This is a genomic window from Paraburkholderia sp. EG287B, from assembly GCF_040965595.1.
Classification (GTDB): Bacteria; Pseudomonadota; Gammaproteobacteria; order Burkholderiales; family Burkholderiaceae; genus Paraburkholderia.
Map to the genome: position 1 here is coordinate 392,527 of NZ_JBFRCG010000005.1, position 24,596 is coordinate 417,122.

24 protein-coding genes and 2 tRNA genes are annotated in these 24,596 nt (G+C 66.0%); 16 read left to right on the forward strand and 10 right to left on the reverse strand.

Going from position 1 to position 24,596, the window contains the following annotated elements; all coding sequences use genetic code 11:
- The first annotated feature begins 458 nt into the window (after window positions 1-458).
- From AB4Y40_RS11345 to bioB, 5 genes are all read left to right on the forward strand, one after another.
- Window positions 459-1,853 (forward strand): dienelactone hydrolase family protein, encoded by a 1,395-nt coding sequence (locus AB4Y40_RS11345; protein ID WP_368687735.1) that lies wholly within the window; start codon window positions 459-461, stop codon window positions 1,851-1,853.
- A 415-nt stretch (window positions 1,854-2,268) separates the two neighbouring features.
- Window positions 2,269-3,648, forward strand: a complete 1,380-nt coding sequence (gene bioA, locus AB4Y40_RS11350) for an adenosylmethionine--8-amino-7-oxononanoate transaminase (RefSeq protein WP_368687736.1) — start codon at window positions 2,269-2,271, stop codon at window positions 3,646-3,648.
- A gap of 1 nt (window position 3,649) precedes the next feature.
- Complete coding sequence (bioF, locus tag AB4Y40_RS11355) at window positions 3,650-4,858, forward strand: 8-amino-7-oxononanoate synthase (protein WP_368687737.1); 1,209 nt, start codon at window positions 3,650-3,652, stop codon at window positions 4,856-4,858.
- Window positions 4,855-5,565: a dethiobiotin synthase gene (bioD, locus tag AB4Y40_RS11360; RefSeq protein WP_368687738.1), complete on the forward strand. Its 711-nt coding sequence runs from the start codon at window positions 4,855-4,857 to the stop codon at window positions 5,563-5,565. Before bioF ends, bioD begins: the two co-directional genes overlap by 4 nt.
- A 52-nt stretch (window positions 5,566-5,617) precedes the next feature.
- A complete protein-coding gene (bioB, locus tag AB4Y40_RS11365; protein WP_368687739.1) occupies window positions 5,618-6,703 on the forward strand; it encodes a biotin synthase BioB in 1,086 nt (361 codons plus the stop codon).
- 79 nt (window positions 6,704-6,782) lie between these two features.
- On the opposite strand, the gene cytX is transcribed toward bioB, so the two are convergent.
- Window positions 6,783-8,099, reverse strand: coding sequence for a putative hydroxymethylpyrimidine transporter CytX (cytX, locus tag AB4Y40_RS11370; protein ID WP_368687740.1), 1,317 nt, complete (start codon window positions 8,097-8,099; stop codon window positions 6,783-6,785).
- A gap of 226 nt (window positions 8,100-8,325) precedes the next feature.
- Between cytX and AB4Y40_RS11375 the strand changes: the two genes are divergently transcribed.
- The 3 genes from AB4Y40_RS11375 to AB4Y40_RS11385 all read left to right on the forward strand — a co-directional run bounded on the left by AB4Y40_RS11375 (window position 8,326) and on the right by AB4Y40_RS11385 (window position 11,267).
- A complete protein-coding gene (locus tag AB4Y40_RS11375; protein ID WP_368687741.1) occupies window positions 8,326-9,657 on the forward strand; it encodes a replication-associated recombination protein A in 1,332 nt (443 codons plus the stop codon).
- A gap of 97 nt (window positions 9,658-9,754) precedes the next feature.
- Window positions 9,755-11,047, forward strand: coding sequence for a serine--tRNA ligase (gene serS / locus AB4Y40_RS11380; protein ID WP_368687742.1), 1,293 nt, complete (start codon window positions 9,755-9,757; stop codon window positions 11,045-11,047).
- A gap of 129 nt (window positions 11,048-11,176) precedes the next feature.
- Window positions 11,177-11,267 (forward strand) — tRNA-Ser (locus AB4Y40_RS11385).
- Window positions 11,268-11,356: 89 nt separating this feature from the next.
- Here AB4Y40_RS11385 and AB4Y40_RS11390 read toward each other — a convergent pair.
- A complete protein-coding gene (locus tag AB4Y40_RS11390; protein ID WP_368687743.1) occupies window positions 11,357-12,154 on the reverse strand; it encodes a hypothetical protein in 798 nt (265 codons plus the stop codon).
- Window positions 12,155-12,370: 216 nt separating this feature from the next.
- Between AB4Y40_RS11390 and map the strand changes: the two genes are divergently transcribed.
- From map to AB4Y40_RS11430, 8 genes are all read left to right on the forward strand, one after another.
- The gene (map, locus tag AB4Y40_RS11395; protein WP_368687744.1) at window positions 12,371-13,156 is read left to right on the forward strand and encodes a type I methionyl aminopeptidase; all 786 of its coding nucleotides are present in this window, start codon (window positions 12,371-12,373) and stop codon (window positions 13,154-13,156) included.
- A gap of 142 nt (window positions 13,157-13,298) precedes the next feature.
- Window positions 13,299-13,835, forward strand: coding sequence for a GNAT family N-acetyltransferase (locus AB4Y40_RS11400; RefSeq protein ID WP_368687745.1), 537 nt, complete (start codon window positions 13,299-13,301; stop codon window positions 13,833-13,835).
- Window positions 13,836-14,073: 238 nt separating this feature from the next.
- Entirely contained in the window at window positions 14,074-14,952 is an 879-nt protein-coding gene (minC, locus tag AB4Y40_RS11405; protein ID WP_368687746.1) for a septum site-determining protein MinC, read from the forward strand.
- Between the two features lie 92 nt (window positions 14,953-15,044).
- Window positions 15,045-15,860 carry a septum site-determining protein MinD gene (gene minD, locus AB4Y40_RS11410; RefSeq protein ID WP_042260914.1) on the forward strand — a complete coding sequence of 272 codons (816 nt, stop codon included), beginning with the start codon at window positions 15,045-15,047 and terminating at the stop codon, window positions 15,858-15,860.
- Window positions 15,861-15,874: 14 nt separating this feature from the next.
- Window positions 15,875-16,129, forward strand: coding sequence for a cell division topological specificity factor MinE (minE, locus tag AB4Y40_RS11415; protein ID WP_027795398.1), 255 nt, complete (start codon window positions 15,875-15,877; stop codon window positions 16,127-16,129).
- A 228-nt stretch (window positions 16,130-16,357) separates the two neighbouring features.
- A complete protein-coding gene (locus AB4Y40_RS11420; protein WP_368687747.1) occupies window positions 16,358-16,675 on the forward strand; it encodes a YXWGXW repeat-containing protein in 318 nt (105 codons plus the stop codon).
- A gap of 379 nt (window positions 16,676-17,054) precedes the next feature.
- A complete protein-coding gene (gene waaC, locus AB4Y40_RS11425) occupies window positions 17,055-18,062 on the forward strand; it encodes a lipopolysaccharide heptosyltransferase I (RefSeq protein ID WP_368687748.1) in 1,008 nt (335 codons plus the stop codon).
- A gap of 262 nt (window positions 18,063-18,324) precedes the next feature.
- Window positions 18,325-18,450: a hypothetical protein gene (locus tag AB4Y40_RS11430; protein ID WP_256094537.1), complete on the forward strand. Its 126-nt coding sequence runs from the start codon at window positions 18,325-18,327 to the stop codon at window positions 18,448-18,450.
- Between the two features lie 48 nt (window positions 18,451-18,498).
- On the opposite strand, the gene AB4Y40_RS11435 is transcribed toward AB4Y40_RS11430, so the two are convergent.
- The 8 genes from AB4Y40_RS11435 to rph all read right to left on the reverse strand — a co-directional run bounded on the left by AB4Y40_RS11435 (window position 18,499) and on the right by rph (window position 24,439).
- Window positions 18,499-18,678 (reverse strand): hypothetical protein, encoded by a 180-nt coding sequence (locus AB4Y40_RS11435; protein ID WP_368687749.1) that lies wholly within the window; start codon window positions 18,676-18,678, stop codon window positions 18,499-18,501.
- Between the two features lie 143 nt (window positions 18,679-18,821).
- Window positions 18,822-20,138 (reverse strand): MFS transporter, encoded by a 1,317-nt coding sequence (locus AB4Y40_RS11440; RefSeq protein WP_110388028.1) that lies wholly within the window; start codon window positions 20,136-20,138, stop codon window positions 18,822-18,824.
- Between the two features lie 389 nt (window positions 20,139-20,527).
- Window positions 20,528-20,962 carry a TonB family protein gene (locus AB4Y40_RS11445; protein WP_368687760.1) on the reverse strand — a complete coding sequence of 145 codons (435 nt, stop codon included), beginning with the start codon at window positions 20,960-20,962 and terminating at the stop codon, window positions 20,528-20,530.
- A 203-nt stretch (window positions 20,963-21,165) separates the two neighbouring features.
- A complete protein-coding gene (locus AB4Y40_RS11450; protein ID WP_028205175.1) occupies window positions 21,166-21,378 on the reverse strand; it encodes a hypothetical protein in 213 nt (70 codons plus the stop codon).
- Window positions 21,379-21,689: 311 nt separating this feature from the next.
- Window positions 21,690-21,779 (reverse strand) — tRNA-Ser (locus AB4Y40_RS11455).
- Between the two features lie 65 nt (window positions 21,780-21,844).
- Window positions 21,845-23,014, reverse strand: coding sequence for a radical SAM family heme chaperone HemW (gene hemW, locus AB4Y40_RS11460; protein WP_368687761.1), 1,170 nt, complete (start codon window positions 23,012-23,014; stop codon window positions 21,845-21,847).
- Between the two features lie 44 nt (window positions 23,015-23,058).
- A complete protein-coding gene (gene rdgB / locus AB4Y40_RS11465; protein ID WP_368687750.1) occupies window positions 23,059-23,706 on the reverse strand; it encodes an RdgB/HAM1 family non-canonical purine NTP pyrophosphatase in 648 nt (215 codons plus the stop codon).
- A complete protein-coding gene (rph, locus tag AB4Y40_RS11470; RefSeq protein ID WP_321929957.1) occupies window positions 23,699-24,439 on the reverse strand; it encodes a ribonuclease PH in 741 nt (246 codons plus the stop codon). The genes rdgB and rph overlap by 8 nt, the downstream gene beginning before the upstream one ends.
- Window positions 24,440-24,596 lie beyond the last annotated feature (157 nt).

Sequence of the window (24,596 nt, forward strand, 5' to 3'; positions counted from 1 at the left end):
GCGCGGCTGTTGTCCGCGCGCGACGCTCACCACCCGGACCTTTTTTAAAAACGCGCGTTCGGCACGTGCCGAAAGTCCTCTGTCCGCCTTGCCTCATAGGGCCGCGCGAAGTTGGCATGCCTTATGCCGGGTTACCCCTGAATTGCACAACAAATATTTGTCGTGCGAGTATCTAATCACGGTGCCCCGCACGATACGTAAGTGCATAGTGAAGAAGTTTTTTCACGTGATGCGTGTATCGACTGCAACGGGTGCTGGCGGCGGGTCTGATCGACGATAGAACTGCGCCGCGCAGGTGTTCCGATCGATGCAATTCCACGTTACGGGTACACGCCCGCTCCTGGCTTCGCGGCCAGGCGCAACGGTGTCTCATTGTGCCCTGAAAGGGCTGAAGCGTGGGTAATGGTCGGACGGTTGTCGGATTCACAGCAGCAGGTCTTTTGCAGGTGGTGTAGCGCATGGCGTTCAGGAAGCTCCTTACCGGATGGGTCGTAGCCGGCACCGCGTGTGTGCTTTCGGTGGCTCACGCAGCGTCGCTTTCCGATCCGGCAAGTGCGAGCGCGAACCCGCAACTCGCCGCCAACACCCCCGCCACGCATTCCGCCACCGCTTCTCACGCGAACCTCGCAGGCGGTCCCCTCGGCAGCGCCAACGTGCCGCGCATCGCGCTCGACGACGCGTATCTGCCCGTCGTGCCCGCCAGCATGAACGAGCAGGTGATCCGCGTTCCCGTCGACGCATCGGGCGACGTCACGCTCGAAACAACGATTTACCGCCCGAACGGCCCCGGCCCGTTCCCGATGGTGATCTTCAACCACGGCAAGATTCCCGGCGACCCGCACCTCCAGGCGCGCAGCGACCCGCTCTCGTTCGCGCGCGAATTCGTGCGCCGTGGCTACGTCGTCGTCGCGCCGAACCGCCAGGGCTTCGCGGAGTCGGGCGGCTCGTATCAGCAGGACGGCTGCGATGTCGCGAGCAACGGCCTCGGCCAGGCGGCCGATGTCGCATCGACCATCGCGTACATGTCGAAGCAGCCCTATGTCGACGCGAGCCAGATCATCGTCGCGGGCACCTCGCACGGCGGCCTGGCCACCATGGCCTATGGCACCGAGGCGGCCAGCGGCGTGCGCGCACTGATCAACTTCTCGGGCGGCCTGCGCCAGGACGCCTGCACGGGCTGGCAGAATAACCTGACGCAGGCGTTCGGCAACTACGGCGGCAAGGCCCGCGTGGCCTCGCTCTGGCTCTACGGCGACAACGACTCGGTCTGGTCGCCCGATCTCGTCGCGAAGATGTTCGCCGCTTACCGCGACGCGCAGACGGGTGAGGATCACCCGGCCGCGACGGCCAAGCTCGTAGACTTCGGCGCCTACAAGAACGACGCACATCGCCTCGTGGGCGATCGCGACGGCGTGAAAGTCTGGTGGCCCACGGTCGAGGCGTTCCTCGCCAACCGCGGCCTGCCGACGGCGGTGCAGTACCGCGTGGCCGCGCCGGTCGCGCCGCGCGGCACCGGTTTCGCGCAGATCGACTCGGTCGGCTCGGTGCCGTTCGTCGATCAGGCGGGCCGCGACGGTTATCGCAACTTCCTCAAGCAGTATCCGAGCCGCGCCTTCGCCGTATCCGACTCCGGCGCGTGGTCGTGGGCCGAAGGCGGCGACAACCCGATGGCCGTGGCGATCTCGAACTGTGAAAAGCACAGCGCCGATCCTTGCCGCCTCTATGCCGTCAACAACACGGTGGTCTGGAACAACGGCGGCACGCAGACCGCCCAGACCGGCGACAGCGACACCACGCGCGCCACGGCGGACAACAGCACCGACGACCGTGACCACCCGCTGGCGAGCCGGTAAGGCGCGTTGCCCCGCCACTGCCGGGCGCACACTCTCAATCGCATCGGAAGCTTGCGGCCCCAAAGCGGGCCGCTTTGCTTTTGCGCGGGCCATTTCCTCGCACGCGACCCGTTGTGCCGCCCTTGGCGTCTGATTTCCGCGCGCCTGCGCGCGCGCCACGCGTCGCCAAAAATATCCGCCGCGCCGTCCCGCGTTCTGCAATTTCGCACCGCCGCGCAGATTTTTTTGCATAAGGCGGGTTCACTTTGCCGTCGTCATCTCCGCGCATTTCGGGTCTTTCTTTTCTATCGGTCCGGAGTTGTTGCGAACCGCTCGAAACGCCGCGCCGCCGTGCGCTGGAGGGCGATTTTCGGGGTAGTGCATTGCGGCAGCTAACACGTTAATCTCGGTTCCGCTGTCGTATCGGGAGTCGTATTTGAATTCGCCATCTCACCCTGCACACCTTGCCCGCGAAGATCGCGCCGCGACCGACTGGGTCGCTCGCAGCCTGCGCGCCGTGTGGCACCCCTGCACCCAGATGAAACATCACGAGCGCCTGCCGCTCGTGGCCGTCGCGCGCGGCGAAGGCCCGTGGCTGTATGACCGCGAGGGCCGACGCTATCTGGATGCGATCAGTTCGTGGTGGGTGAACCTCTTCGGCCACGCCAATGCCTCGATCAACGCGGCGCTCAAGGCGCAGCTCGACACGCTCGAGCACGTCATGCTCGCGGGCTGCACGCACGAGCCCGCCGTGGAGCTCGCCGAGCGGCTCTCGGCGCGCACGGGCGGCGTGCTCGGCCACGCATTCTTCGCTTCCGACGGCGCATCGGCCGTCGAAATCGCGCTCAAGATGAGCTTTCATGCGTGGCGCAACCGCGGCGAGAGCGGCAAGCGCGAATTCGTCTGCGTTGCCAACAGCTATCACGGCGAGACCATTGGCGCGCTCGGCGTGACCGACGTGAAGCTCTTCAGGGATGCGTACGATCCGCTGTTGCATCACGCGCATGTGGTCGCTTCGCCCGACGCGCGCGCGGCGCAACCCGGCGAAACGGCGGCGGATGTCGCGGCGCGCGCGCTGGCCGATGTCGAGCGTCTTTTCATCGAGCGCGAAGGGCGTATCGCCGCGCTGATCGTCGAGCCGCTCGTGCAGTGCGCCGCCGGCATGGCGATGCACGATCCCGCCTATCTGAAGGGCCTGCGCGCGCTGTGCGACCGCCATCGCGTTCACCTGATCGCCGATGAAATCGCCGTGGGCTGCGGGCGCACCGGCACCTTCTTCGCGTGCGAGCAGGCAGGCATCTGGCCCGATCTGCTCACGCTTTCGAAGGGCATCAGCGGCGGCTATCTGCCGCTTTCGATCGTGCTGTCGCGCGATGCGATCTACGAGTCGTTCTACGACGACGACACGACGCGCGGCTTCCTCCATTCGCATTCATACACGGGCAATCCGCTCGCGTGCCGCGCCGCGCTCGCCACGCTCGACCTGTTCGAGCGCGATGACGTGCTGGCTGCGAACGCGCGCAAATCGGCGCGACTGCGCGAATTGTTCGATCCGCTTGCGTCGCATCCGCTCGTGCGCAACCTGCGCCGGTGCGGCACGATTCTCGCGTTCGACGTGGCGCTCGAAGACCCGCGGCGCGCGGCGACGTTTTCGCGCCGCTTCTTCGAAAACGCACTGCAGCGCGAACTGCTGCTGCGCCCGATCGGCACGACGGTCTACGTCATGCCGCCGTATATTCTGGACAACGAAATGCAGGCGTTCCTCGCTACACGCACGCGCGAGACTTTCGACGCCACCGTCGCGGAGGACCTCTGACATGGCATTGCTCGATACCCTCGAACAGGGCTTGCGCGACATCGACGCTCGCGGCCTGCGCCGCCGCCGCCGCACCGCCGACACGCCTTGCAGCGCGCATATGAAGGTGGACGGCCGCGCGACTATCGGTTTTGCCAGCAACGACTATCTCGGCCTCGCCGCGCATCCGCAACTGGTCGCGGCCATCGCCGAGGGCGCGCAGCGTTACGGCGCGGGCAGCGGCGGCTCGCATCTGCTCGGTGGCCACTCGCGCGCTCACGCCCAGCTCGAAGACGATCTCGCGGCATTCGCGGGTACCTTCGTCGCTGCGCCGCGCGCGCTGTACTTCAGCACCGGCTACATGGCGAACCTGGCCGTGCTCACCGCGCTCGCGGGGCGCGGCACGACGATCTTTTCCGATGCGCTCAACCACGCCTCGCTGATCGACGGCGCGCGGCTCTCGCGTGCCGACATCCAGATCTATCCGCATGCCGACATGGCGGCGCTCGCCGCGCTGCTCGAAGCCTCCGACGCGAGCGCAAAACTGATCGTGAGCGACACGGTGTTCAGCATGGACGGCGATGTCGCGCCGCTCGCGCGTCTCGTCGAACTGGCTGAACAGCATGGCGCGTGGCTTGTGGTCGACGACGCGCACGGCTTCGGCGTACTGGGCCCGCAAGGCCGCGGCGCGCTCGCGCAAGCCGCGCTGCGCTCGGAACATCTCGTGATGGTCGGCACGCTCGGGAAGGCGGCGGGTGTTTCGGGCGCATTCGTTTGCGCGCATGGCACCGTGATCGAATGGCTCGTGCAGCGTGCGCGGCCGTACATCTTCACCACGGCTTCGTCGCCGGCGGTTGCGCATGCCGTGTCCGCGAGCCTGCGTTTGATCGAAGGCGAGGAGGGCGATGCGCGCCGCGCACATCTCAAGCATCTGATCGCGCGCACGCGTGCGCTGCTCAACGATACGTGCTGGCAACCTGTCGATTCGCATACCGCCGTGCAGCCGCTCGTCATCGGCGCGAACGAGGCGACACTCGCGCTGCAGGCCGCGCTGGAGCGCGACGGCCTGTGGGTGCCCGCCATTCGTCCGCCCACCGTGCCCGAGGGCACGTCGCGCCTGCGCATTTCGCTCTCGGCCGCGCATTCGGACGCCGACCTCGACCGGCTCAACGCATCGCTGCAGCGCGCGAGTCTGGAAGCACGCACAAACGCGCCGGAGTTCGCGCAATGACGGTTTCGCTTTTCGTCACCGGCACCGATACCGAGATCGGCAAGACCTTCGTGAGCGCGGCGCTCCTGCGCGGCTTCGCCCACGCGGGGTTGCGCGCCACGGCGCTCAAGCCGATCGCCGCGGGCGCTTACGAGCGCGACGGCGTCTGGCACAACGAGGACGCCGATCAGCTCGACGCCGCCGCGAGCGTGCTGCTGCCGCCCGAGATCCGCACGCCGTTCCTGCTCAAGGAGCCCGCCGCGCCGCACATCGCCGCCGCGCTCGAAGGCGTGACGCTCGACATGGCGCGCATCGTCGATTGCTACGAGGCGGCCTGCGAGCGCGCGGATGCCATCGTCGTGGAAGGCGTGGGCGGTTTTCGCGTGCCCCTCACGGCGACCGAAGACACCGCCGATCTCGCCGTCGCGCTCGCTCTGCCCGTGGTGCTCGTGGTGGGCATGCGCCTCGGCTGCATCAGCCACGCGCTGCTCACTGCCGAAGCGATTGTCGCGCGCGGATTGACGCTCGCGGGCTGGGTCGCGAACCGTATCGACCCGGCCATGACGTTCCCCGAAGAAAACATCGCCGCGCTGCGTGAGCGCCTCGCCGCCCAGTACGGAGCGCCGCTCGTCGGCGTCGTGCCGCACATGCGCGGTGCGAGTGCCGACGACGCAGCCGGACATCTGAACATCGACGCGTTGCTCGCACGCCTGCGCGCCAACGCTTAATGCACACTCAAGCACAGTCAAGCACAGTCACGTAAAGAAGGACCCCGACACCATGACGCAAACCCACATCGACATCACAACGCTTAAGGCCACCGCGCCGAGCGCCCAGGCCGCCGCCGAAGCCGCCGCGCGCTGGAAGGTCGCCGACGTCGCCGCGCTCTACGAGTTGCCGTTCAACGACCTGATGTTCCGCGCGCAGCAGGTGCATCGCGAGCATTTCGATGCGAACGCCGTGCAGCTTTCCACGCTCCTCTCGATCAAGACCGGCGGCTGCGAGGAAGACTGCGCGTACTGCCCGCAATCGGCGCATCACGACACGGAACTGGAGGCGGGCAAGCTGATGGAAGTCGGCGCCGTGCTGGACGCGGCGCGCGCGGCCAAGGCGAACGGCGCGACGCGCTTTTGCATGGGCGCGGCGTGGCGCAATCCGAAGGATCGCCACCTCGAGCCGATCAAGGACATGATCCGCGGCGTCAAGGCGATGGGTCTGGAAACCTGCGTGACGCTCGGCATGCTCGAAGATCACCAGGCGAAGGCGCTGGCCGACGCGGGCCTCGATTACTACAACCATAACCTCGATACGTCGCCGGAGTTCTACGGCAAGATCATTTCGACGCGCACCTACGAGGACCGCCTCGAGACGCTCGAGCGCGTGCGCGACGCGGGCATCAACGTGTGCTGCGGCGGCATCGTCGGCATGGGCGAATCGCGCCGCGAGCGTGCAGGCCTGATCGCCCAGCTCGCGAACATGGAGCCGTATCCGGAGTCGGTGCCCATCAACAATCTCGTGCAGGTCACGGGCACGCCGCTCGAAGGCACGGAACCGATCGACCCGTTCGAATTCGTGCGCACGATCGCGGTGGCGCGCATCACGATGCCCACCGCGATGGTGCGCCTCTCGGCGGGCCGCGAGCAGATGGACGACGCGCTCCAGGCGCTGTGCTTCATGGCGGGCGCGAACTCGATTTTCTACGGCGACCAGCTGCTCACTACGAGCAACCCGCAGGCGGAAGCCGACCGCAGGCTGCTGCAGCGTCTGGGCATCACGGCGCAGGCCGCGCAGCATCTGCCCGCCGACGACCACGCTCATCACGACCATCACGGTCATTCGCACGGCGGCTGCGGCCACTGCGAGTGACGTTTCGCACGTCGCCAGAAGCAAAAACGCCAGGCTGCGAAGCCTGGCGTTTTTTATTGTCCGACAGAAGGAAGGCGGGTTACGCGTAAGCCGCGCGCCGGCGCCCCGCGAGCACGAGATAGCACAGCGCGCCGATCACGAGCGAAGGCAGCGTCGCGCCGAGATTCGGCAGCCACTGGTTGAGCGCCTGATACGCGCCGAAACCAACCACCCACGCGACGAACGCGCTCACGTGCCAGCCGCCCGAATAGCCATAGGCGCCATTCAGATCGGCGAGGGCCTGGGTGTCGATGCGGCGGCGGCGCACGATGAAGTGATCGGCGAGCACCACGCCAAAGAGCGGCGCGAACACCGAGCCGATGAAGAGCAGGAAGTTCTCGTACTTCGCCATCGGCACGACGAGGCCGATCAGCGTGCACAGCGCGCCGAACGCCGCCGAGAGCCAGGGCACGCTGGCGCGCGTCCAGAACGTGCCGGTCGAGACCGCGGCCGAATGGATATCGGCGAAGGCGTTGTCGATCTCGTCGATCAGCACGAGCAGCAGCGCGAGGCCGCCGCCGGCCTGCGCGAGCGCCGTGGTGAGGAGCGCGTCGCCGCCGCCCGCGGCGAGGCCATAGATGGCGCCGAGCGCATAGAACCACAGGTTCGCGATGCCATAGCCGAACAGCGTGCCGCGGAAGGTTTCGCCCGCCTTGCGGCCAAAACGCGTGTAGTCGGCGATCAGCGGCAGCCACGAGAGCGGCATCGCCACCACCAGGTCGATGGCGCTGCCAAACGGCATTTCGCCCGTGCCGGGGCGGCGCATCAGCGCGCCCAGGTCCTGCTTCACGAGCAGGCTCCACGTGAGCCAGGCCGCGCCCGCGAGCAACAGCCAGATGCCCCACGTGCGCAGGAAGCGCCGCACGAACGAGAGCGGGCCGCTCACGGCGAGCAGCGTGGCGAGCACGCCGAAGATCACGGTCCAGACGAGCGGCATCGACAGGCCGAAGGCTTGTTTGGCGAGCGCATCGGCGGAATCGCGCATCACGATGATCTCGAACGAGCCCCAGCCCACGAGCTGCACCATGTTGATGACGGCCGGCACCGACACGCCGCGCACGCCGAGCGTCGGGCGCAGCGACGACATCGCGGCGAGGCCCGTGTCCGTGCCGATCACGCCCGCGAGCGCGAGCAGCACGACGCCGATCACGCTGCCGATGACGATGGCCATCAGCGCGTGGGGCAGCGAGAGGCCCGGCACGAGCAGCGCGCCCGCCTGCGCGACGAGCAGGCCGATGCCGAGTGAAAACCATAGCGCGAAGGCGTCGCCGGTGCGGAACTGGCGGCGCGCGTCGGGCACGGGCACGTTCGGCGCGTAGGTGGAGCCGGCCTCGCCGGCGTGCGAATCTTGAGTCATGTGGAACGCTTTCCTCTGTATCGTGTGTTTTGTCTGTTTTGTCCGGGTGCTTCGGCTCGAGCGGCTCTGCCCGCGCTTCGCGCCGCGGCGCACGCTGTCATAATGCACGACTGCATCCGGAGCGGCGGGCCGTTTTGTGGTGTCGGGCGCTGTGTCCCCGGATCTGCCACCGAATTTGCCACACACGTGCGGCCAGCCGGTAAGCCGTCATTATCGCGAAAACGTCATGTTTGAAGAAACCCGTGCCAACGTCCCGCTCGCCGAACGGCTGCGCCCGCGCTCCATCGACGAGGTCATCGGCCAGAAGCATCTGCTCGGGCCCAACAAGCCGCTGCGCGTCGCGTTCGAGTCCGGCGAAGCGCATTCGATGATCCTCTGGGGGCCGCCGGGCGTGGGCAAGACCACGCTCGCGCGCCTCATGGCCGATGCCTTCCACGCCGAATTCATCGCGCTCTCGGCGGTGCTTTCGGGCGTGAAGGATATCCGCGAGGCCGTGGAGCAGGCTCAGCTGCATCGCGCGCATGGCCACCAGACGCTCGTGTTCGTCGACGAGGTCCATCGCTTCAACAAGAGCCAGCAAGACGCCTTCCTGCCGCATGTGGAGTCGGGCCTCTTCGTGTTCATCGGCGCGACGACGGAAAACCCGTCGTTCGAGGTGAACAGTGCGTTGCTGTCCCGCGCCGCCGTGTACGTGCTCAAGAGCCTCGACGAGGAAGAGCAGGGCGAACTCCTTGTCCGTGCGAGCGAGGAACTGGGCGGCCTGACCTTCACCGACGAAGCGAAAAAGGCGTTGATCGGATCCGCCGACGGCGACGGTCGCAAGCTGCTGAACAACCTCGAAATCGTTGCACGCGCGGCCGCTCAACAAAAGAAAACCGAGATCGACGGCGAACTGCTCGGCAGCGCGCTGGCGGAAAACCTGCGCCGCTTCGACAAGGGCGGCGACGCGTTCTACGACCAGATCAGCGCGCTGCACAAGTCGGTGCGCGGCAGCAACCCGGACGGCGCGCTCTACTGGTTCTGCCGCATGCTCGACGGCGGCGCGGACCCGCGTTATCTCGCGCGGCGCATCGTGCGCATGGCGTGGGAGGACATCGGCCTCGCCGACCCGCGCGCCGGACGCATCACGCTCGACGCCGCCGAGACCTACGAGCGCCTCGGTTCGCCCGAAGGCGAACTCGCGCTCGCGCAGGCCGTGATCTATCTGGCCGTCGCGCCGAAGTCGAACGCGGGCTACAACGCCTATAACGAGGCGCGGCGCTTCGTAAGCAAGGACCAGTCGCGCGCGGTGCCGATCCATCTGCGCAACGCGCCGACCAAGCTCATGAAGGAGCTGGGCTACGGCCACGAATACCGCTACGCGCACGACGAACCCGACGCCTACGCGGCAGGCGAGACCTATCTGCCCGACGGCATGCGCGATCCGCGCTGGTATCAGCCCACGCCGCGCGGGCTCGAAGGCAAGATCGGCGAAAAGCTCGCGCGCCTGGCCGACCTCGACGCGCAATGGCGCGACGAGCACCGCGAGGAACTCCGCGAGAGGAAGCGCAAGGGCTGAATCGCCCCGAACAACGGCGATGCCCGCCGCGCCGGGCTGCCCCGGCCGGTGCGCTAAAATCGTCCCTTCACACAACGACACTGCGTCTCACAATCCCATGCTCGACATCCAGCTGCTGCGCAAAGACCTCGACGGCGTCGCGAAGCGCCTCGCCGACCGCGGCTACACCCTCGACGTCGCGGCCTTTTCCGCGCTCGAAGCGGAACGCCGCGCCATCCAGACCCGCACCGAAGAGCTCCAGGCGCGCCGCAACAGCCTGTCGAAGCAGATCGGCGCGATGAAAGGCCGCGGCGAGGACACCTCGGCGGTCATGGCCGAAGTGGGCGGCATCGGCGACGAGATGAAGACGTCGGCCGCCAAGCTCGACGAGATCCAGTCGAAGCTCTCGGACCTGCTGCTCGGCGTGCCGAACCTGCCGCACGAAAGCGTGCCCGCGGGCAAGGACGAGGCCGACAACGTGGAAGTGCGCCGCTGGGGCACGCCGCGCGCGTTCGACTTCGAGGTGAAGGATCACGTGGACGTCGGCACGCCGCTGGGTCTGGACTTCGAGACGGGCGCGAAGCTCTCGGGCGCGCGCTTCACGATGCTGCGCGGCCAGATCGCGCGCCTGCACCGCGCGCTCGCGCAGTTCATGATCGACACGCACACGCTCCACCACGGCTACACGGAAACGTACACGCCCTACATCGTCAACCCGGAAATCCTGTACGGCACGGGCCAGCTGCCCAAGTTCGCCGACGACATGTTTCGCGTGGAAAAGGGCGGCGGCGAGAACACGGTCACGCAGTACCTCATTTCGACCTCGGAAATCTCGCTCACGAACACGGTGCGCGAGAGCATCGTGGAAGGCAGCGCGCTGCCGATCAAGCTCACGGCGCACTCGCCGTGCTTCCGTTCGGAAGCCGGTTCGTATGGCCGCGACACGCGCGGCATGATCCGTCAGCACCAGTTCGACAAGGTCGAGATGGTGCAGATCGTTGCGCCCGAAACCTCGTACGACGCGCTCGAGCAGATGGTCGTCCACGCGGAAACCATCCTGCAGAAGCTCGGCCTGCCGTATCGCGTCATCACGCTGTGCACGGGCGACATGGGCTTTTCGGCCACCAAGACCTACGACCTCGAAGTGTGGCTGCCCGCGCAGAACACCTATCGTGAAATTTCGAGCTGCTCGAACACGGAAGCGTTCCAGGCGCGCCGCATGCAGGCGCGCTATCGCAACGCGCAGGGCAAGCCGGAACTCGTGCACACGCTCAACGGCTCGGGCCTCGCCGTGGGCCGCACGCTGGTTGCGGTGCTCGAGAACTATCAGGAAGCGGACGGCTCGGTCACCGTGCCGGAGGTGCTACGGCCATATATGGGCGGCGTGGCGCGTCTCGAAGGGTCGGCCTGAGCGCGGGAGATTTGCTTGCCCTCGAAACTTTTTGCACAAGAGGGCTTGCGGAACTCAAAAAATGTTCTATAATCTTCCCTTCTCCGGTTGCCGACCAACACCGGGGAGGCAGTAAAAAAGCAGTACACCGGAGAGGTGGCAGAGTGGTCGAATGTACCTGACTCGAAATCAGGCGTACGGTTTCCCCGTACCGTGGGTTCGAATCCCACCCTCTCCGCCAAATTCAGAAAACCCCTGCATGCTTGACCGCTGCAGGGGTTTTTGCTTTTCCGCGCGCGTTTCGGCGTGCTCTAGCGTCGGAGCGCATTTTCACTTGCGCAGGTGGCCGCGCATCTCCAGCGCATGCAGGTAGGTGCCCGAGATCGACGATCCTCCGTGATGCACGATCTTCTCGTCGATGAGCGCCCACACCGACTTGCCCGCCGCGCGCACGCGCCGGCAAAACGATAGATCTTCCGAGAGGTACACGCCTTGCTCGCCAACGGTGTCGAAGAACGCGTGGAACTTGCCGTCCGGCAGATAGCCCGCGTACTGCGCGGGCGGCCGGTAAAGCGCCGTATGCGCCGCGGCCGCCTCCAGCGCGTCGCGCCGCACGAGGAAGATGCCCGTGCCGACGTGGCTCACCTCGGCCCAGCCGTCGGACACGACACTGCTGCCCGCTTCATCCGCGAGAATCGCCGTGTTGTAGTCCACGGTCTTTTCCTGCCATTCGCGCAGCGTGAGCCCCACGTCGGCGCTCGTGATGCGCCTCTCCCGGTCGAAATAGCGGTACGGGCAGGCAATGCCGGCCACGGGCTTGTTGCCGGCGAGCAGGCGCAGAACCGCTTCGCGCGAGAAGTCCATGTCCGTATCGAGAAAGAGGACATGGCTGAACTCGGGATGGCTCAAAAAATAATTCGCAAAGAAATTGCGCGCGCGGATGATGTGCGACGAGGCCGTATGGATGTACTCGTAGCGGATGCCGCGTTCCTTGAGCGCCTCCATGAGGCGCGCGAGGGCCATGGCGAAGTCGAAATGCACCGAGTTGTCGTAAGTGGGCAGCGCGATCAGGAGGTGGGGCGCCGCGTTCGGCGTGGAGGAGGTGGGGGTGGGATTACTTGGGGTCATGATCGGACTGCCTGCGCGCGATGTAAGATATTTCTCATTCTTGACGGCGGCTTGTGCTCGAACAATCGGAGATCTCTGAAAATTCCGCGTCCGGTGTCATCGGGATGACATGGTTTGCGGTTGCTGCGCTAGCGACGCCGCAGCGCCGGTACAATCGCTCCTTTGAATTTGCGGCGCAGGGTTCTCTGCCACCGCCGCGCCCACTTCGGTCCATCGATGCCTATCACCTACAAGTCTGCCGACGATCTCGCCCGCCTGCGCATTTCGGGCCGGCTCGCCGCCGACGTGCTCGCGATGATCGGCGAGCACGTGAAGCCGGGCGTCTCCACCGACGACCTCGACGCGATCTGCAACGACTACATCGTCAACACGCTCAAGGCCGTGCCGGCCAATGTCGGCTACCTCGGCTTTCCGAAGACGATCTGCACGTCCGTCAATTCCGTGGTCTGCCACGGCATTCCCGATCGCGGCGAGGTGCTCAAGGACGGCGACATCATCAACATCGACGTGGCCGTGATCAAGGACGGCTATTTCGGGGACACGAGCCGCATGTACTGCGTCGGCACGCCGAGCACGGTCGGCCGCCAGCTGATCGACACGACCTACGAGGCGATGCTCGCGGGCATCCGCCAGGTGAAGCCGGGGGCGACGCTCGGCGACGTCGGCAATGCCATCCAGAAGCGCGCCCAGGCGGACGGCTTCTCGATCGTGCGCGAGTATTGCGGCCACGGCATCGGCAAGGTCTACCACGAGGAACCGCAGGTGCTGCACTACGGCCAGCCGGGGCAGGGCGTGCGCCTGAAGCCGGGCATGGTCTTCACGATCGAACCGATGGTCAACGCGGGCCGCGCCGGCACGTCGGTGCAGCGCGACGGCTGGACGGTCGTCACGAAGGACCGCTCGCTCTCGGCGCAGTGGGAGCACATGGTCGCGGTCACCGACGACGGCTACGAACTCCTCACGCCCTGGCCGGACGGCACAGGCCCCTACGAGGCCCCGTGAGCGTGGCTGTGCGGCCTCTGGGGCCGTCTGTCAAGGCTCGCGCGCAGGGCGTCGCGTGCCGGCAATTGTCAAATAAGGATTTGACTCTCAAGCCAGTTCGGTTAAAGCTACGCGTTAGCGCTTTATTGGGGTTTACGACTGCATGAGTCCGTCACTGACCGTTCGCCGTATCGCCGCCGATCAGGGTGCCGTGCTCCGCGAGCTTCGAACAGCTTCGCTGCGCGACGCGCCTTATGCATTCGGCGACACGCTCGAAGACGCGCTATCCGCCGATGCCGCCGTTTTCGACGCCGCGGCGGCCCGGCATGCGGTTTCGCACACGGGCACGTCGTTCATTCTCTACACCGAGGGCCATCCGGCCGGTCTGATCGGCGCGAGCTTCGAAAGCGCGCCGGCGCGCCGCGCGTTCGTCTCGGCGCTGTGGGTCGCGCCTGCGGTGCGTCATCTGAGCGGCGGCGAACTTCTGCTGAACAGCGCCATCGACTGGCTCGTGAGCGAAGGCGCCACGCAGGTCTACGCCTGGATCACCGACACGAACACCACGGCCATGCGCTTCTACGAGCGCCTCGGCTTCGTCGCCACCGGCGACCACGCGCGCAGCCAGCAGCAGCCCGAGCAGTGGGAAACGCTGCTCATGCGAGCGCTCGGCGAGCACACGAAGTCCGCTGCCTCGCCGTAACGCCCGACGTTCGCGCTGCCGCGCGCGGCAGCGCCCGCGTTTCGTTTCCCTCCGTACGACACACCGAACCCGATCGTCTATGCACGCGCGGCGCACTCGCGCTTCGCGCGCTTTTTTGCGCCATTTTTGGTGGTGCGTTGGTGCGTATCCGGCAGCGAATTTGGCCGAATACACCATTAAAAATAATGGCCGTGTGCGTCCGCGCCTGTAAAATACGCAAAATTTTTAGCCGAACGCCATGTCGCCCAGGAAATCGCCATATTTTGAACTGAAGAGCGGTTCAGTCGATACGCTTCTGTTCGTGGTCAAGACGACCGAGCTCGATGCCATGCGCGCCGAGCTCACGCGGCGCTTCGAGGCGACGCCCGAATTCTTCGCCAACGACACCGTCGCGATCGACGTGCGGCGTCTCGCCGACGGCGAGCAGGTCGCGCTCGGCGACATCGTGCGTCTGCTCGAAAGCGTGCGCATGCGCCCGATAGGCGTGGTTGCACAACCTGAACAGCACGGCTGGGCCGCTGCGGCAGGCATGCCGTTCCTCGAGGCCCGCGACCGCCGCGGCGCGGGCGCGAAGCAGGCCGCCGAAGAAGGCGCAGGCGAAGGCGAGGCATCGAATGCTTCGGCCGCCGCATCCGCCGCCGCCCCGGCCGCGCCGCAAGCCACCGCTGCGCAGCCCGAACTCTTTACCACCGAAACGGACCCGGCCGCCGCCGAAGCGGGCGCTGCGGCAACGGTCAACGCGGCGGCGGCGCTCGACGCCGGCGCATCGGGCGCGCGCGCGGAACCCACGCTCGTGATCGACCGGCCGCTGCGCTCGGGCCAGCGCATTTACGCGAAGGGCGACGTGGTCGTGCTCGGCCTCGTTTCCAACGGTGCGGAAGTGATCGCCGAGGGCAACATCCACATTTACGCGCCGCTGCGCGGTCGCGCGCTCGCGGGCGTGCACGGCAACCACGACGCACGCATTTTCTGCACGAGCCTCGAGGCGGAACTGATTTCGATTGCGGGCATCTACCGTACCACGGAAGTTCCACTCGCCGACGACGTGCGGGGCAAGCCGGCCCAGATCCGGCTCGAGGAAGAAAAGCTGTTGATCGAACCGTTGAGGCTCACCTGAGTCGCAGCTCGAGCGTCGTGCGCAGGCGAGCAGGGGCATGAGCGGCACGCGATGAGACCAAACTGAGAAACTGACGAACGCAAGGTAAGGGAATGGCAAAAATCATTGTGGTGACTTCGGGCAAAGGTGGTGTCGGTAAAACGACCACGAGCGCGAGTTTCGCATCGGGCCTCGCGTTGCGCGGCCACAAGACCGCGGTCATCGACTTCGACGTGGGCCTGCGCAATCTCGACCTCATCATGGGTTGCGAGCGCCGCGTCGTGTACGACCTGATCAACGTGATCCAGGGTGAGGCGAACCTCAATCAGGCGCTCATCAAGGACAAGAAGTGCGAAAACCTCTTCATCCTGCCGGCCTCGCAAACGCGCGATAAAGACGCGCTCACGAAAGAAGGCGTGGAGAAGGTGATCGAGGACCTGCGCAAGATGGACTTCGAGTACATCGTGTGCGATTCGCCCGCGGGCATCGAGTCGGGCGCGCTGCTCGCGATGCACTTCGCCGACGAAGCGCTCATCGTGACGAATCCGGAAGTGTCTTCCGTGCGCGACTCGGACCGGATCCTCGGCATGCTGTCGTCGAAGACCAAGCGCGCGATCGAAGGCAAGGACCCGATCAAGGAGCACCTGCTCATCACCCGTTACAACCCGAAGCGCGTGAGCGAAGGCGAGATGCTCTCGCTGAACGACATTCAGGAAATCCTGCGCATCGAACTGATCGGCGTGATCCCCGAATCGGAAGCGGTGCTGCACGCTTCGAACCAGGGTCTGCCGGCAGTGCATCTGGACGGCACCGACGTCGCCGAGTCGTACAAGGACGTCGTGTCGCGCTTTCTCGGCGAGGACAAGTCGCTTCGCTTCACCGATTACCAGAAGCCGGGCCTCTTGCAGCGCCTCTTCGGTAGCAAGTAAGGGAGGCGAACGTCATGTCGTTTCTTTCGTTTTTTCTCGGCGAGAAGAAGAAATCCGCCTCGGTAGCGAAGGAACGCCTGCAGCTCATCATTGCTCACGAGCGCGCAGGCGGCCATCCGCCCGCCGACTATCTGCCGGCCCTGCAACGCGAACTGGTCGCGGTGATCTCGAAGTACGTGAAGATCTCCGATGAAGACATTCGCGTGAGCCTCGAACGTCAGGACGATCTCGAAGTGCTCGAGGTCAAGATCGAGATTCCGCAGGCTTGAGTTTCTACGCGCGCAGCCGCTGCGCTGCGCGCGTCGTTCGTCGTATCGCTTCGTTGTTCCTTCGCGCCTTCCTCTCTCGCGCCGCGCTTCGGCCCGCTCGCCTGCCTTACCGAAATATTCCGTTTCACTTCACCCCGCGCCGTTACACCGCCGCTGTCAGCGCAACCCCGTACTCGCGCATTGATCGGGTAACGCCAATCATGGCGTCCACATTCAAGGGTGATCAACATGAACAACTCCATTCGCCTCTTCATCGCCAAGGCCGCGATCGTTGCCGCTGGCACCTGCGCGGTCGCGGCGCCGGCGCTTGCCGAAATCGTCGTGGTCGAGCCGAGTGCGCCGCCGCCTGCCGAACGCGTGGAAGTCGTGCCGGCGCCGCGCGTGGGCTACGTGTGGGACAAGGGCCACTGGCGCTGGGACCACGGCCAGTACGTGTGGATGAGGGGCCACTGGCAGGCTGAGCGTGTCGGCTATCACTGGGTGCCGGGCCACTGGATCGCCCACGGCCCGAACTGGCGCTGGGTCGAAGGCCACTGGGCTGCCTGATCGTTCAAGCCTGAGGGGAGCCCTATCATGAGTAAAAAACTGCTCGCGGCGGCCGTACTCGCGCTTATGCTGGCGGGCTGCATCGTCGTGCCGGCGCGGCCCATGTACGTGAGACCCGCGCCGGTCGTCGTGTACTAGTCGTCGACCGCTTTATCGATCCCTCGACGGATCGTCCCGACCGGGCCCGGCGCGCATTGGCGTGTCGGGCCCGGCGCGTTTTGCGGCATGCATTGTCGATGCCCCGCGCGGCTTCGGTAACAAAGGGACAGATTTCGCTCATCCAGGATCGCCGATTCGCAGGCCGGCGCAAGGTTCGTCCGCTAAAATCCCGGCTAATCCCTTGAAGACTGGAATTTCGGGCCCTGCGGCCCGCAGCACAATGAAACGAGTTTTGATTGTCAAAGTGACTTCGCTCGGCGACATCGTCGAGGCGCTTCCGGTCGTGGCCGACGTGCAGCGCGCCTTCCCCGGCGTTAAGGTCGATTGGGCCGCGGACGAGGCCTTTGCCGATATCGTGCGCTGGAACGCCGGCGTCGACCGCGTGCTCTGCGCGCCGCTGCGCCGCTTCAAGAAGGCGCGCCGCTGGAGCGATTTCAAGGCCATCTGGGCGTCGATTTCGGAACTGCGCGCCTACCGCTACGACGCCATCGTCGACATTCACGGCGTGTACAAGAGCGCCATCATCGCGTTTCTCGCCCGCGGGCGGCGCCGCTTTGGCTATCTCTCGCAGGACCTCGGCGAACGCGGCGCGGCCTTCGCGTACAACGGCCGCTTCGGGCCGCGTCCGAAGTGCGATGCGTGGCACGGCATGCGCATCAGCGCGGGCGAGGCGCTCGGCTACACGGTCGACACGCCGCCCGAATTCCAGATGCGCGTGCCGCGCGACGGCACCGCGCTGCCCGCGCCCGACGCACCCACGGCGCTGCTCTTTCACGCGACTTCGAAAGACGAGAAGAAGTGGCCGGTCGCGCATTGGGGCGAACTGGGCAATGCGCTGATCGCCCGTGGCCTGCGCATCGAACTGCCGTGGGGTTCCGATAACGAGCTCGCCACGGCGCGCGAGATCGCGGCGCTCATCCCGGGCGCGACGGTGCTGCCGCGCCTCACGGTTTCCCAGGTCGCACAGCGCATCGAGGATAGCGCGCTCGTGGTCGGCACCGACACGGGCTTCGTGCATCTCTCGCACGCGCTCCTCAAGCCGACCGTGATGGTGTTCGTTTCGACCGACGCCGAACACAGCGGCGTGCGTGCGCCCAATCGCTCGATCTCGATCGGCGATGGCCATCACGTGCCGCCCGTGCAGGTGGCGATCGATGCGGTCGATCGCATCTACCCGGCGCGCGACGGCGGCGCGTCTATGCAGTCGTCGCGCGTTCACGCCGCTTGAGTTTTCGCGGGGCGGCACGCGCGTTGCGCCGTGCTTTCCCCGCCGTTTCCCATTACGAGCTTGTTAAAAGTGTCGTGCTTGTATTGCAGGCGCGCGCCTCGCAGCGCATGCAAAAGGCTTTGCGCGCCGATGCTGTTACACGGGCCACACCGCTGCTTACAAATTGCAACGCCTCATGCCTTCGCCGTCGTGTTCAATCGTAACCGTCCAGCCCGATATCGCGTGGCCGGACACAGACACTGACTTGAAGGGAGAGACCACTGTGAAACGATTGACGCTTACCCTCATCGCCGGCGCATTGCTCGCGGCTTCGCTGGGCGGCTGCGTCGTGGTGCCGGCCGGCGGCTACTACGGCGGCGGCTACCATCACGGCTACTACTATCGCTGATCGCCGCCGGACGGTGCCGCACTAGCGGTACCCGCGGCACGGCGGCCTTCAGGCAAGCAGCATTTCAATCGCGACGACCGCGGCAATTGCTGCGGCGTTCGCCGCCAGCGCTTCGAGCAGGACCGCACGCCAGGTCGCGGTGCGCAGTCGAAACGCCAGCAGGAGCGAGATGCCCAGGGCGAGGCCGATGATCAGAACAATGTCGGCGTTGCTCAGATGCAGGTTCATCGTCGGCTCCCCCAGGAAATCGCTCCCCGCTTGTTGATCCGAGTATAGACACGCATCGCGCATACCCAAAGCGATCAAAAAGGGCATAAAAAAAGCGGAGACCGCCAGGCGGCCTCCGCTTTTTTTATTGATGCGGCGATGCGTTACGAGAGCGACGTATGGCGCGTCTCGCGCATGCACAGGACGCCGAACAGGCTCACGCAGGCGGCGATCGACACATACGCGCCGACCCACGAGAGTCCGCCGCGCGCGGCCAGCACCTGCGCGATATACGGCGCAACCGATGCGCCGAGAATGCCGCCCAGGTTGTACGCCACACCCGCGCCCGTGTAGCGCACGCTGGTCGGAAACAGCTCGGGCAACAGCGCGCCCATCGGCGCGAACGTGGCGCCCATCAGGAACAGCTGGATCACGAGGAAGAGCAGCACGAGCGGCGTCGCACCGCTGCCGAGCAGCGGCTCCATCGTGAAGCCCGAGAGAATCGCCAGAATGCAGCCGACGATCAGCACGGGCTTGCGGCCGAAGCGGTCGGACAGCCAGGCCGAGATCGGCGTGGCGATGCCCATGAACACCACCGCGATGCACAGCATGCCGAGGAAAGTCGGGCGCGGAATGTGCAGCGCCGTCACGCCGTGCGAGAGCGAGAACACCGTGGCGTTGTAGAAGAGCGTGTAGCACACGACCATGGCGAGCGCGCCGAGCAGCGTCGGCCACCAGTACTGCGAGAGCAGCGTCGCGACCGGCACCTTGACGCGTTCCTCGCGCTCGACGGCGGCCTTGAAGGCGGGCGTTTCGGCGATCTTCAGGCGCACGTACAGACCGAGCGCGACGAGCACCGCCGAGACGATGAACGGTACGCGCCAGCCCCAGTCGCGGAACTGCTGGTCGGAGAGCGTCGAGGCGAGGCCGAAGAACAGGCCATTCGAGGCGAGGAAGCCCACCGACGGCCCGAGCTGCGGGAACATGCCGAACCAGCCGCGCTTGCCTTGCGGCGCGTATTCCGTCGCGAGGAGGGCGGCGCCGCCCCATTCGCCGCCCAGGCCGATGCCCTGGCCGAAGCGCAGGATGCACAGCAGGATCGGCGCGAGGCTGCCAATCGCGTCATAGCCGGGCAGGAAGCCGATCAGCGTGGTGGACAGGCCCATGACGAGCAGCGACGCCACCAGCGTCGATTTACGGCCGATACGGTCGCCGAAGTGGCCGAAGATGAACGAGCCGATCGGCCGCGCGACGAACGCGATGCCGAAGGTGACGAACGCCGAGAGCGCCTGCGCCGTGGCCGAACCGTGCGGGAAGAACACGGGGCCGATCACGAGCGCGGCGGCCGTTGCGTACACATAGAAGTCGTAGAACTCGATTGCGGTGCCGATAAAGCTCGCAAAGATCACACGCGCGGTGCTTTGCTGCTTCGCTGCGTCTGCCTGATCGGCGCGCGCGGGCGAAATGGGTGAGGTGGACATCCAGGGGTCTCCAGTCGTTGTGACGCGCTCGCGCCTGAGTCTTGCGGGGCTAGCGCGGGCGTCTTTGTTCAGGCTCGCAGCGTGACGGGGCGCGTAGCTGGCGCTCGACGCCGCGGCAGCGTCCGTCAGGCGGCGACGCTTCGCCAGTATGCATCGCACGGCGCGAGCCGTGCGCGTCGATTCCTGACCGGCCAAAGCGCGCGCCGATAGGCGCAACAGGGCGAAAGCGCGGTCGAAGCCTCGCGCGGCCGCGCGGATGGCGCGTGGCAAGAGGCATGGCCGGCGGCCGCCGGCTGGGGATAGCGAAAAATTATAACGACCGTGCGCGCCGTGCAGCAAGGTGGGCGTAAGCAGGCGCGCGCGTCAGGCATCGGCACGAAGCGTGTGGGTCACTGGTAGTTCTGCGCCTGCGGCGAGGCGAGCGTGCGCAACTGGAACTTGCCGTTGTCGTTGAAGAGCCAGTCCTCGAACATCTCGAGCTGGCCCGCGGAATTGAGCAGTCCGCCGGGCGGCGGCGGCAGCGGCGCGGCGCGGCGCAATGTGGCGAGGGCGGTGGCTTCGGCTTCGTCGTCGCCGTTGGTCCGGTACACCGACGACTTCACGATCTGGCCACTGCGATTGACCGTGAACGACACGACCACGAGCGAGCGCAGCATGGCCTGGGGCGCGCCGTGCAAAACGTAGGACGGGTTGTGCTCGACGATGTGTTTCGCGACCGTGGTGCGGTAGTCGTCGAGTGTGGCGCTGTTGATCGCCGCGGGGGGGATGACGAGAAGCGGCCTTGGCGGCGGCGTGATCGTGCAGGCGCCGAGGCACCCGAGCATCGCGAGCAGCAAAACCAGACCGAGGCGCCGTGCGAGGGAGGCGCTGTGTGCGGATGAACCGCAAGACCACTGGACGCGGATGAGCATGTCGAACAAGCTCGGAAGCGGAACCTGAATCGAGCTTAGACGATACGCAGCGGGAAGCAATCAGAACTGTCCCGCGTAGTCACGGGACGGGCGAAATGGCGGGTGCCTGAGGCTGCTTATTCGACCGGGAACTGCGCGCAGGGATCGGCCGCGGTCGTTGCGCAGGCGTACGAGTATTCGCCGCTCTTCAGGAACAGCTCCTTGCCGACCTGGAAGTTGTCACGCAGGTTGGGCGAGCTTTCCCACGCGATGTAGCTGGAGCACATCACGGCGAACAGGACGACGAGCGAAAACGCGAATTTTTCGAGCAGTTGGTATTGGTGCGGCATGGCGATCTTTCCCATCTCAATGGGCAGGATTTTACCTCATGATTAGGGTTTTCACCTAGTGAATTGAGCGCAATTTGCTGAACCGGTTTTTGGGTTTGACCCTTTAATTGCGATTGGCGTGTCGATGCGCTCGGCACGAGCATGATTTGCCAGCGCAAAATAACTCGCAGTCCTGATTATTTGTGGCGCGATGTCGACCACGCATTTTCGCGTAGCGCAGGGGCGGGTATCTCGTTGATCAGTGCCGCTTCGGCCTGGCGGCCGGCATCTTGACGACACGCTGGCGCTGAGACGCGCCAGGTTTCACGAATTGGCGGAGGCGGTGAGATTCGAACTCACGGAAGGGTTACCCCTTCGCCGGTTTTCAAGACCGGTGCATTCAACCACTCTGCCACACCTCCGGAGCCGCGCATTGTAACCCGAAACCCACACGCGGCGGCAGTCGCCCAGTCGATCTGCGTCGACCTCAGTGCGGGTCTTTCAGGAACATCGCCTGCAAGTCGTTGAGGAAGCGCTGCCCCAACTCGGTCGGCGCGATCTTTTCATAATCGCGCGTGATGAGCCCGCGCCGCTCGGCTTCCTGCAGCGCCGGTTCGATCGTCGTGATCGGCAGTCCCGTGCGCTCGATGAAACGATGCACCGGAAACCCTTCCACGAGTCGCAACGCATTGAGCATGAACTCGAACGGCAAGTCGCGCGCGCTCACTTCGTGCTCTTCCTGGACCGGTGTGCCCGCCCGCGCTTGCTCGATAAAGGTCGCCGGATGCTTGTAGCGCGCCTGGCGCACGATGCGGTTCGGAAACGAGAGCTTCGTATGCGCGCCGGCGCCGATCCCGAGATAGTCGCCGAAGCGCCAGTAGTTGAGGTTGTGCCGGCATTGGCGATCCGGCTGTGCGTAAGCCGAGACCTCATAGCGCCCGTATCCCGCGCCCGACGTGCGCTCGTGAATCCAGTCCTGCATGTCGGCGGACTGGTCGTCGTCGGGCAGGGCGGGCGGAAACTTGGCGAACAGCGTGTTCGGCTCGAGCGTCAGGTGATACAGCGACAGATGCGGCGGCTTGAACGAGAGCGCCGCCTCAATGTCGGCCTGGCATTCGGCGAGCGTCTGCTGCGGCAGTGCGAACATCAGGTCGAGGTTGAAGTTGTCGAAAGTCTTCGCCGCGACCTCGACCGCACGGCGCGCCTGCGCGGCGTCGTGAATGCGTCCGAGCGCCTTCAGATGCGCCTCGTTGAAGCTCTGGATGCCCACCGAAAGCCGGTTCACGCCGCTCGCGCGAAACTGCGCGAACTTCGCGGCTTCGAAGGTGCCTGGATTCGCTTCGAGCGTGATTTCGGCGTCGGCGTCGAGCGGCAGCAGGGCGCGCACGTCCGAAAGCAGTCGATCGAGACCCGCTGCGGAAAGCAGGCTGGGCGTCCCGCCGCCGATGAACACCGTATGCACCTGGCGGCCCCACACGAGCGGCAGCGCCTGCTCGAGATCGGCGCGCAGCGCGTCGAGGTAATCGTCTTCGGGGAAGCGTTCGCCCTTCCATTCATGCGAGTTGAAATCGCAATACGGGCACTTGCGCACGCACCACGGGAAATGCACGTAGAGCGCGAGCGGTGGCAGCGAAGTCAGGCGAATGCTGCCGGGCATCGTGAACGACTGGACCACCTCGATGCCAATTCGATGCTGCTGGCTCACGCTTCCTCCTGGAGTCGCGCGAGCAGTTGGCGCAAGGCGATGGCGCGATGGCTCGACGCGTTCTTGAGCGCCGGATCGAGCTCGGCAGCCGTGGCCTCGAGCTCCGGAACGTAGAAGTAAGGGTCGTAGCCGAAGCCGTTGTCGCCGCGCGGCGCGTCGAGCACCACGCCGTGCCAGCGGCCTTCGGCGATGAGCGGCTCGGGGTCGTCGGCATGGCGCACGAGCGCGAGCACGCAGTAGTAGTAGCCGCGGCGATCCGCGTGATCTTTCAGGTTCGCGACGAGCAGCGCGTTGTTCGCCGCGTCGCTCTTCTCGCCGCCCGCGAGCTGGGCGTAACGCGCCGAATACACGCCCGGCGCGCCGCGCAGCGCGCGCACGCACAGGCCCGAGTCGTCGGCGAGCGCGGGCAGGCCCGTGAGTTTCGCCGCGTGGCGCGCCTTGGCGAGCGCGTTCTCCACGAAGGTGGGGTGCGGCTCCTCGGCCTCAGGCACGTTGAGCGCGCCTTGCGGCACGAGCTCGATGCCGGCCGCGCCGAGCAGCGCCGCGAACTCGCGCAGCTTGCCTGCGTTGTTCGAGGCGAGCACGACGCGCGAGAGCGCGCGAGCTGCGCTTTTAGCCGTCGAATCCGGCTGCAGATCAGCCATGCGAAATCTCCAGCGCCGCCTTCTGCTTCTCGATCAGCGAGCGAATGCCGCTTTGTGCCAGATCGAGCAGCGCGTTCAGTTCGTCACGCGAGAACGGCGCGCCTTCCGCCGTGCCCTGGACTTCGACCATGCCGCCCGAGCCCGTCATGACGATGTTCATGTCGGTGTCGCACTGCGAGTCTTCGTCGTAGTCGAGGTCGAGCACGGGCACGCCCTCGTACACGCCGACCGAAATCGCGGCCACGTAGTCGGAAATCGGCGAGCGCTCGATGCGGCCCGTGGCCAGCAGCTTCGAGACGGCGTCGTGGGCCGCCACGAACGCGCCCGTAATGCTCGCCGTGCGCGTGCCGCCATCGGCTTGCAGCACGTCGCAATCGAGGTTGATGGTGCGCGCACCGAGCGCTTCGAGGTCGAACACGGCGCGCATCGCGCGGCCGATCAGGCGCTGGATTTCCTGCGTGCGGCCCGTTTGCTTGCCGCGCGCGGCTTCGCGGTCGCTGCGCGTGTGCGTGGCGCGCGGCAGCATGCCGTATTCGGCGGTGAGCCAGCCCTGGCCCTTGTCGCGCAGGAACGGCGGCACGCTTTCGGACACGCTCGCGGTGCACAGCACCTTGGTGTCGCCGAACTCGACGAGGACCGATCCTTCGGCGTACTTCGTGTAGTTGCGGGTGATGCGGACTTCGCGAAGCTGGTCGGCGGCGCGGCCGGAGGGGCGCTGGATGGATTGGGTCATCGTGAAGGTGCGCGAGGGCACGAGAGGGAAGGGGAAACCATGATTTTACCGCCTCCGCGCGCCACGCGACGGGCGCGGCCCGAAGGCGGCGCAAGCGCGGCAGGAGGGCAGAAAGGCGGGCGCTCCGGCCAGAAGCGGCGCGCAGCCCGCGCTTGCG

What these genes read in the sequence shown, in the direction of transcription:
- serS (WP_368687742.1), top strand. Translation starts at nt 9,755, where the DNA reads ATGCTCGACATCCAGCTGCTGCGCAAAGACCTCGACGGCGTCGCGAAG.
- map (WP_368687744.1), top strand. Translation starts at nt 12,371, where the DNA reads ATGCCTATCACCTACAAGTCTGCCGACGATCTCGCCCGCCTGCGCATT.
- AB4Y40_RS11375 (WP_368687741.1), top strand. Translation starts at nt 8,326, where the DNA reads ATGTTTGAAGAAACCCGTGCCAACGTCCCGCTCGCCGAACGGCTGCGC.
- AB4Y40_RS11420 (WP_368687747.1), top strand. Translation starts at nt 16,358, where the DNA reads ATGAACAACTCCATTCGCCTCTTCATCGCCAAGGCCGCGATCGTTGCC.
- bioD (WP_368687738.1), top strand. Translation starts at nt 4,855, where the DNA reads ATGACGGTTTCGCTTTTCGTCACCGGCACCGATACCGAGATCGGCAAG.
- hemW (WP_368687761.1), bottom strand. Translation starts at nt 23,014, where the DNA reads ATGCCCGGCAGCATTCGCCTGACTTCGCTGCCACCGCTCGCGCTCTAC.
- AB4Y40_RS11440 (WP_110388028.1), bottom strand. Translation starts at nt 20,138, where the DNA reads ATGTCCACCTCACCCATTTCGCCCGCGCGCGCCGATCAGGCAGACGCA.
- minD (WP_042260914.1), top strand. Translation starts at nt 15,045, where the DNA reads ATGGCAAAAATCATTGTGGTGACTTCGGGCAAAGGTGGTGTCGGTAAA.
- bioB (WP_368687739.1), top strand. Translation starts at nt 5,618, where the DNA reads ATGACGCAAACCCACATCGACATCACAACGCTTAAGGCCACCGCGCCG.
- AB4Y40_RS11435 (WP_368687749.1), bottom strand. Translation starts at nt 18,678, where the DNA reads ATGAACCTGCATCTGAGCAACGCCGACATTGTTCTGATCATCGGCCTC.
- bioF (WP_368687737.1), top strand. Translation starts at nt 3,650, where the DNA reads ATGGCATTGCTCGATACCCTCGAACAGGGCTTGCGCGACATCGACGCT.
- cytX (WP_368687740.1), bottom strand. Translation starts at nt 8,099, where the DNA reads ATGACTCAAGATTCGCACGCCGGCGAGGCCGGCTCCACCTACGCGCCG.
- AB4Y40_RS11445 (WP_368687760.1), bottom strand. Translation starts at nt 20,962, where the DNA reads ATGCTCGGGTGCCTCGGCGCCTGCACGATCACGCCGCCGCCAAGGCCG.
- minC (WP_368687746.1), top strand. Translation starts at nt 14,074, where the DNA reads ATGTCGCCCAGGAAATCGCCATATTTTGAACTGAAGAGCGGTTCAGTC.
- AB4Y40_RS11450 (WP_028205175.1), bottom strand. Translation starts at nt 21,378, where the DNA reads ATGCCGCACCAATACCAACTGCTCGAAAAATTCGCGTTTTCGCTCGTC.
- rph (WP_321929957.1), bottom strand. Translation starts at nt 24,439, where the DNA reads ATGACCCAATCCATCCAGCGCCCCTCCGGCCGCGCCGCCGACCAGCTT.
- AB4Y40_RS11345 (WP_368687735.1), top strand. Translation starts at nt 459, where the DNA reads ATGGCGTTCAGGAAGCTCCTTACCGGATGGGTCGTAGCCGGCACCGCG.
- waaC (WP_368687748.1), top strand. Translation starts at nt 17,055, where the DNA reads ATGAAACGAGTTTTGATTGTCAAAGTGACTTCGCTCGGCGACATCGTC.
- minE (WP_027795398.1), top strand. Translation starts at nt 15,875, where the DNA reads ATGTCGTTTCTTTCGTTTTTTCTCGGCGAGAAGAAGAAATCCGCCTCG.
- AB4Y40_RS11390 (WP_368687743.1), bottom strand. Translation starts at nt 12,154, where the DNA reads ATGACCCCAAGTAATCCCACCCCCACCTCCTCCACGCCGAACGCGGCG.
- AB4Y40_RS11400 (WP_368687745.1), top strand. Translation starts at nt 13,299, where the DNA reads ATGAGTCCGTCACTGACCGTTCGCCGTATCGCCGCCGATCAGGGTGCC.
- rdgB (WP_368687750.1), bottom strand. Translation starts at nt 23,706, where the DNA reads ATGGCTGATCTGCAGCCGGATTCGACGGCTAAAAGCGCAGCTCGCGCG.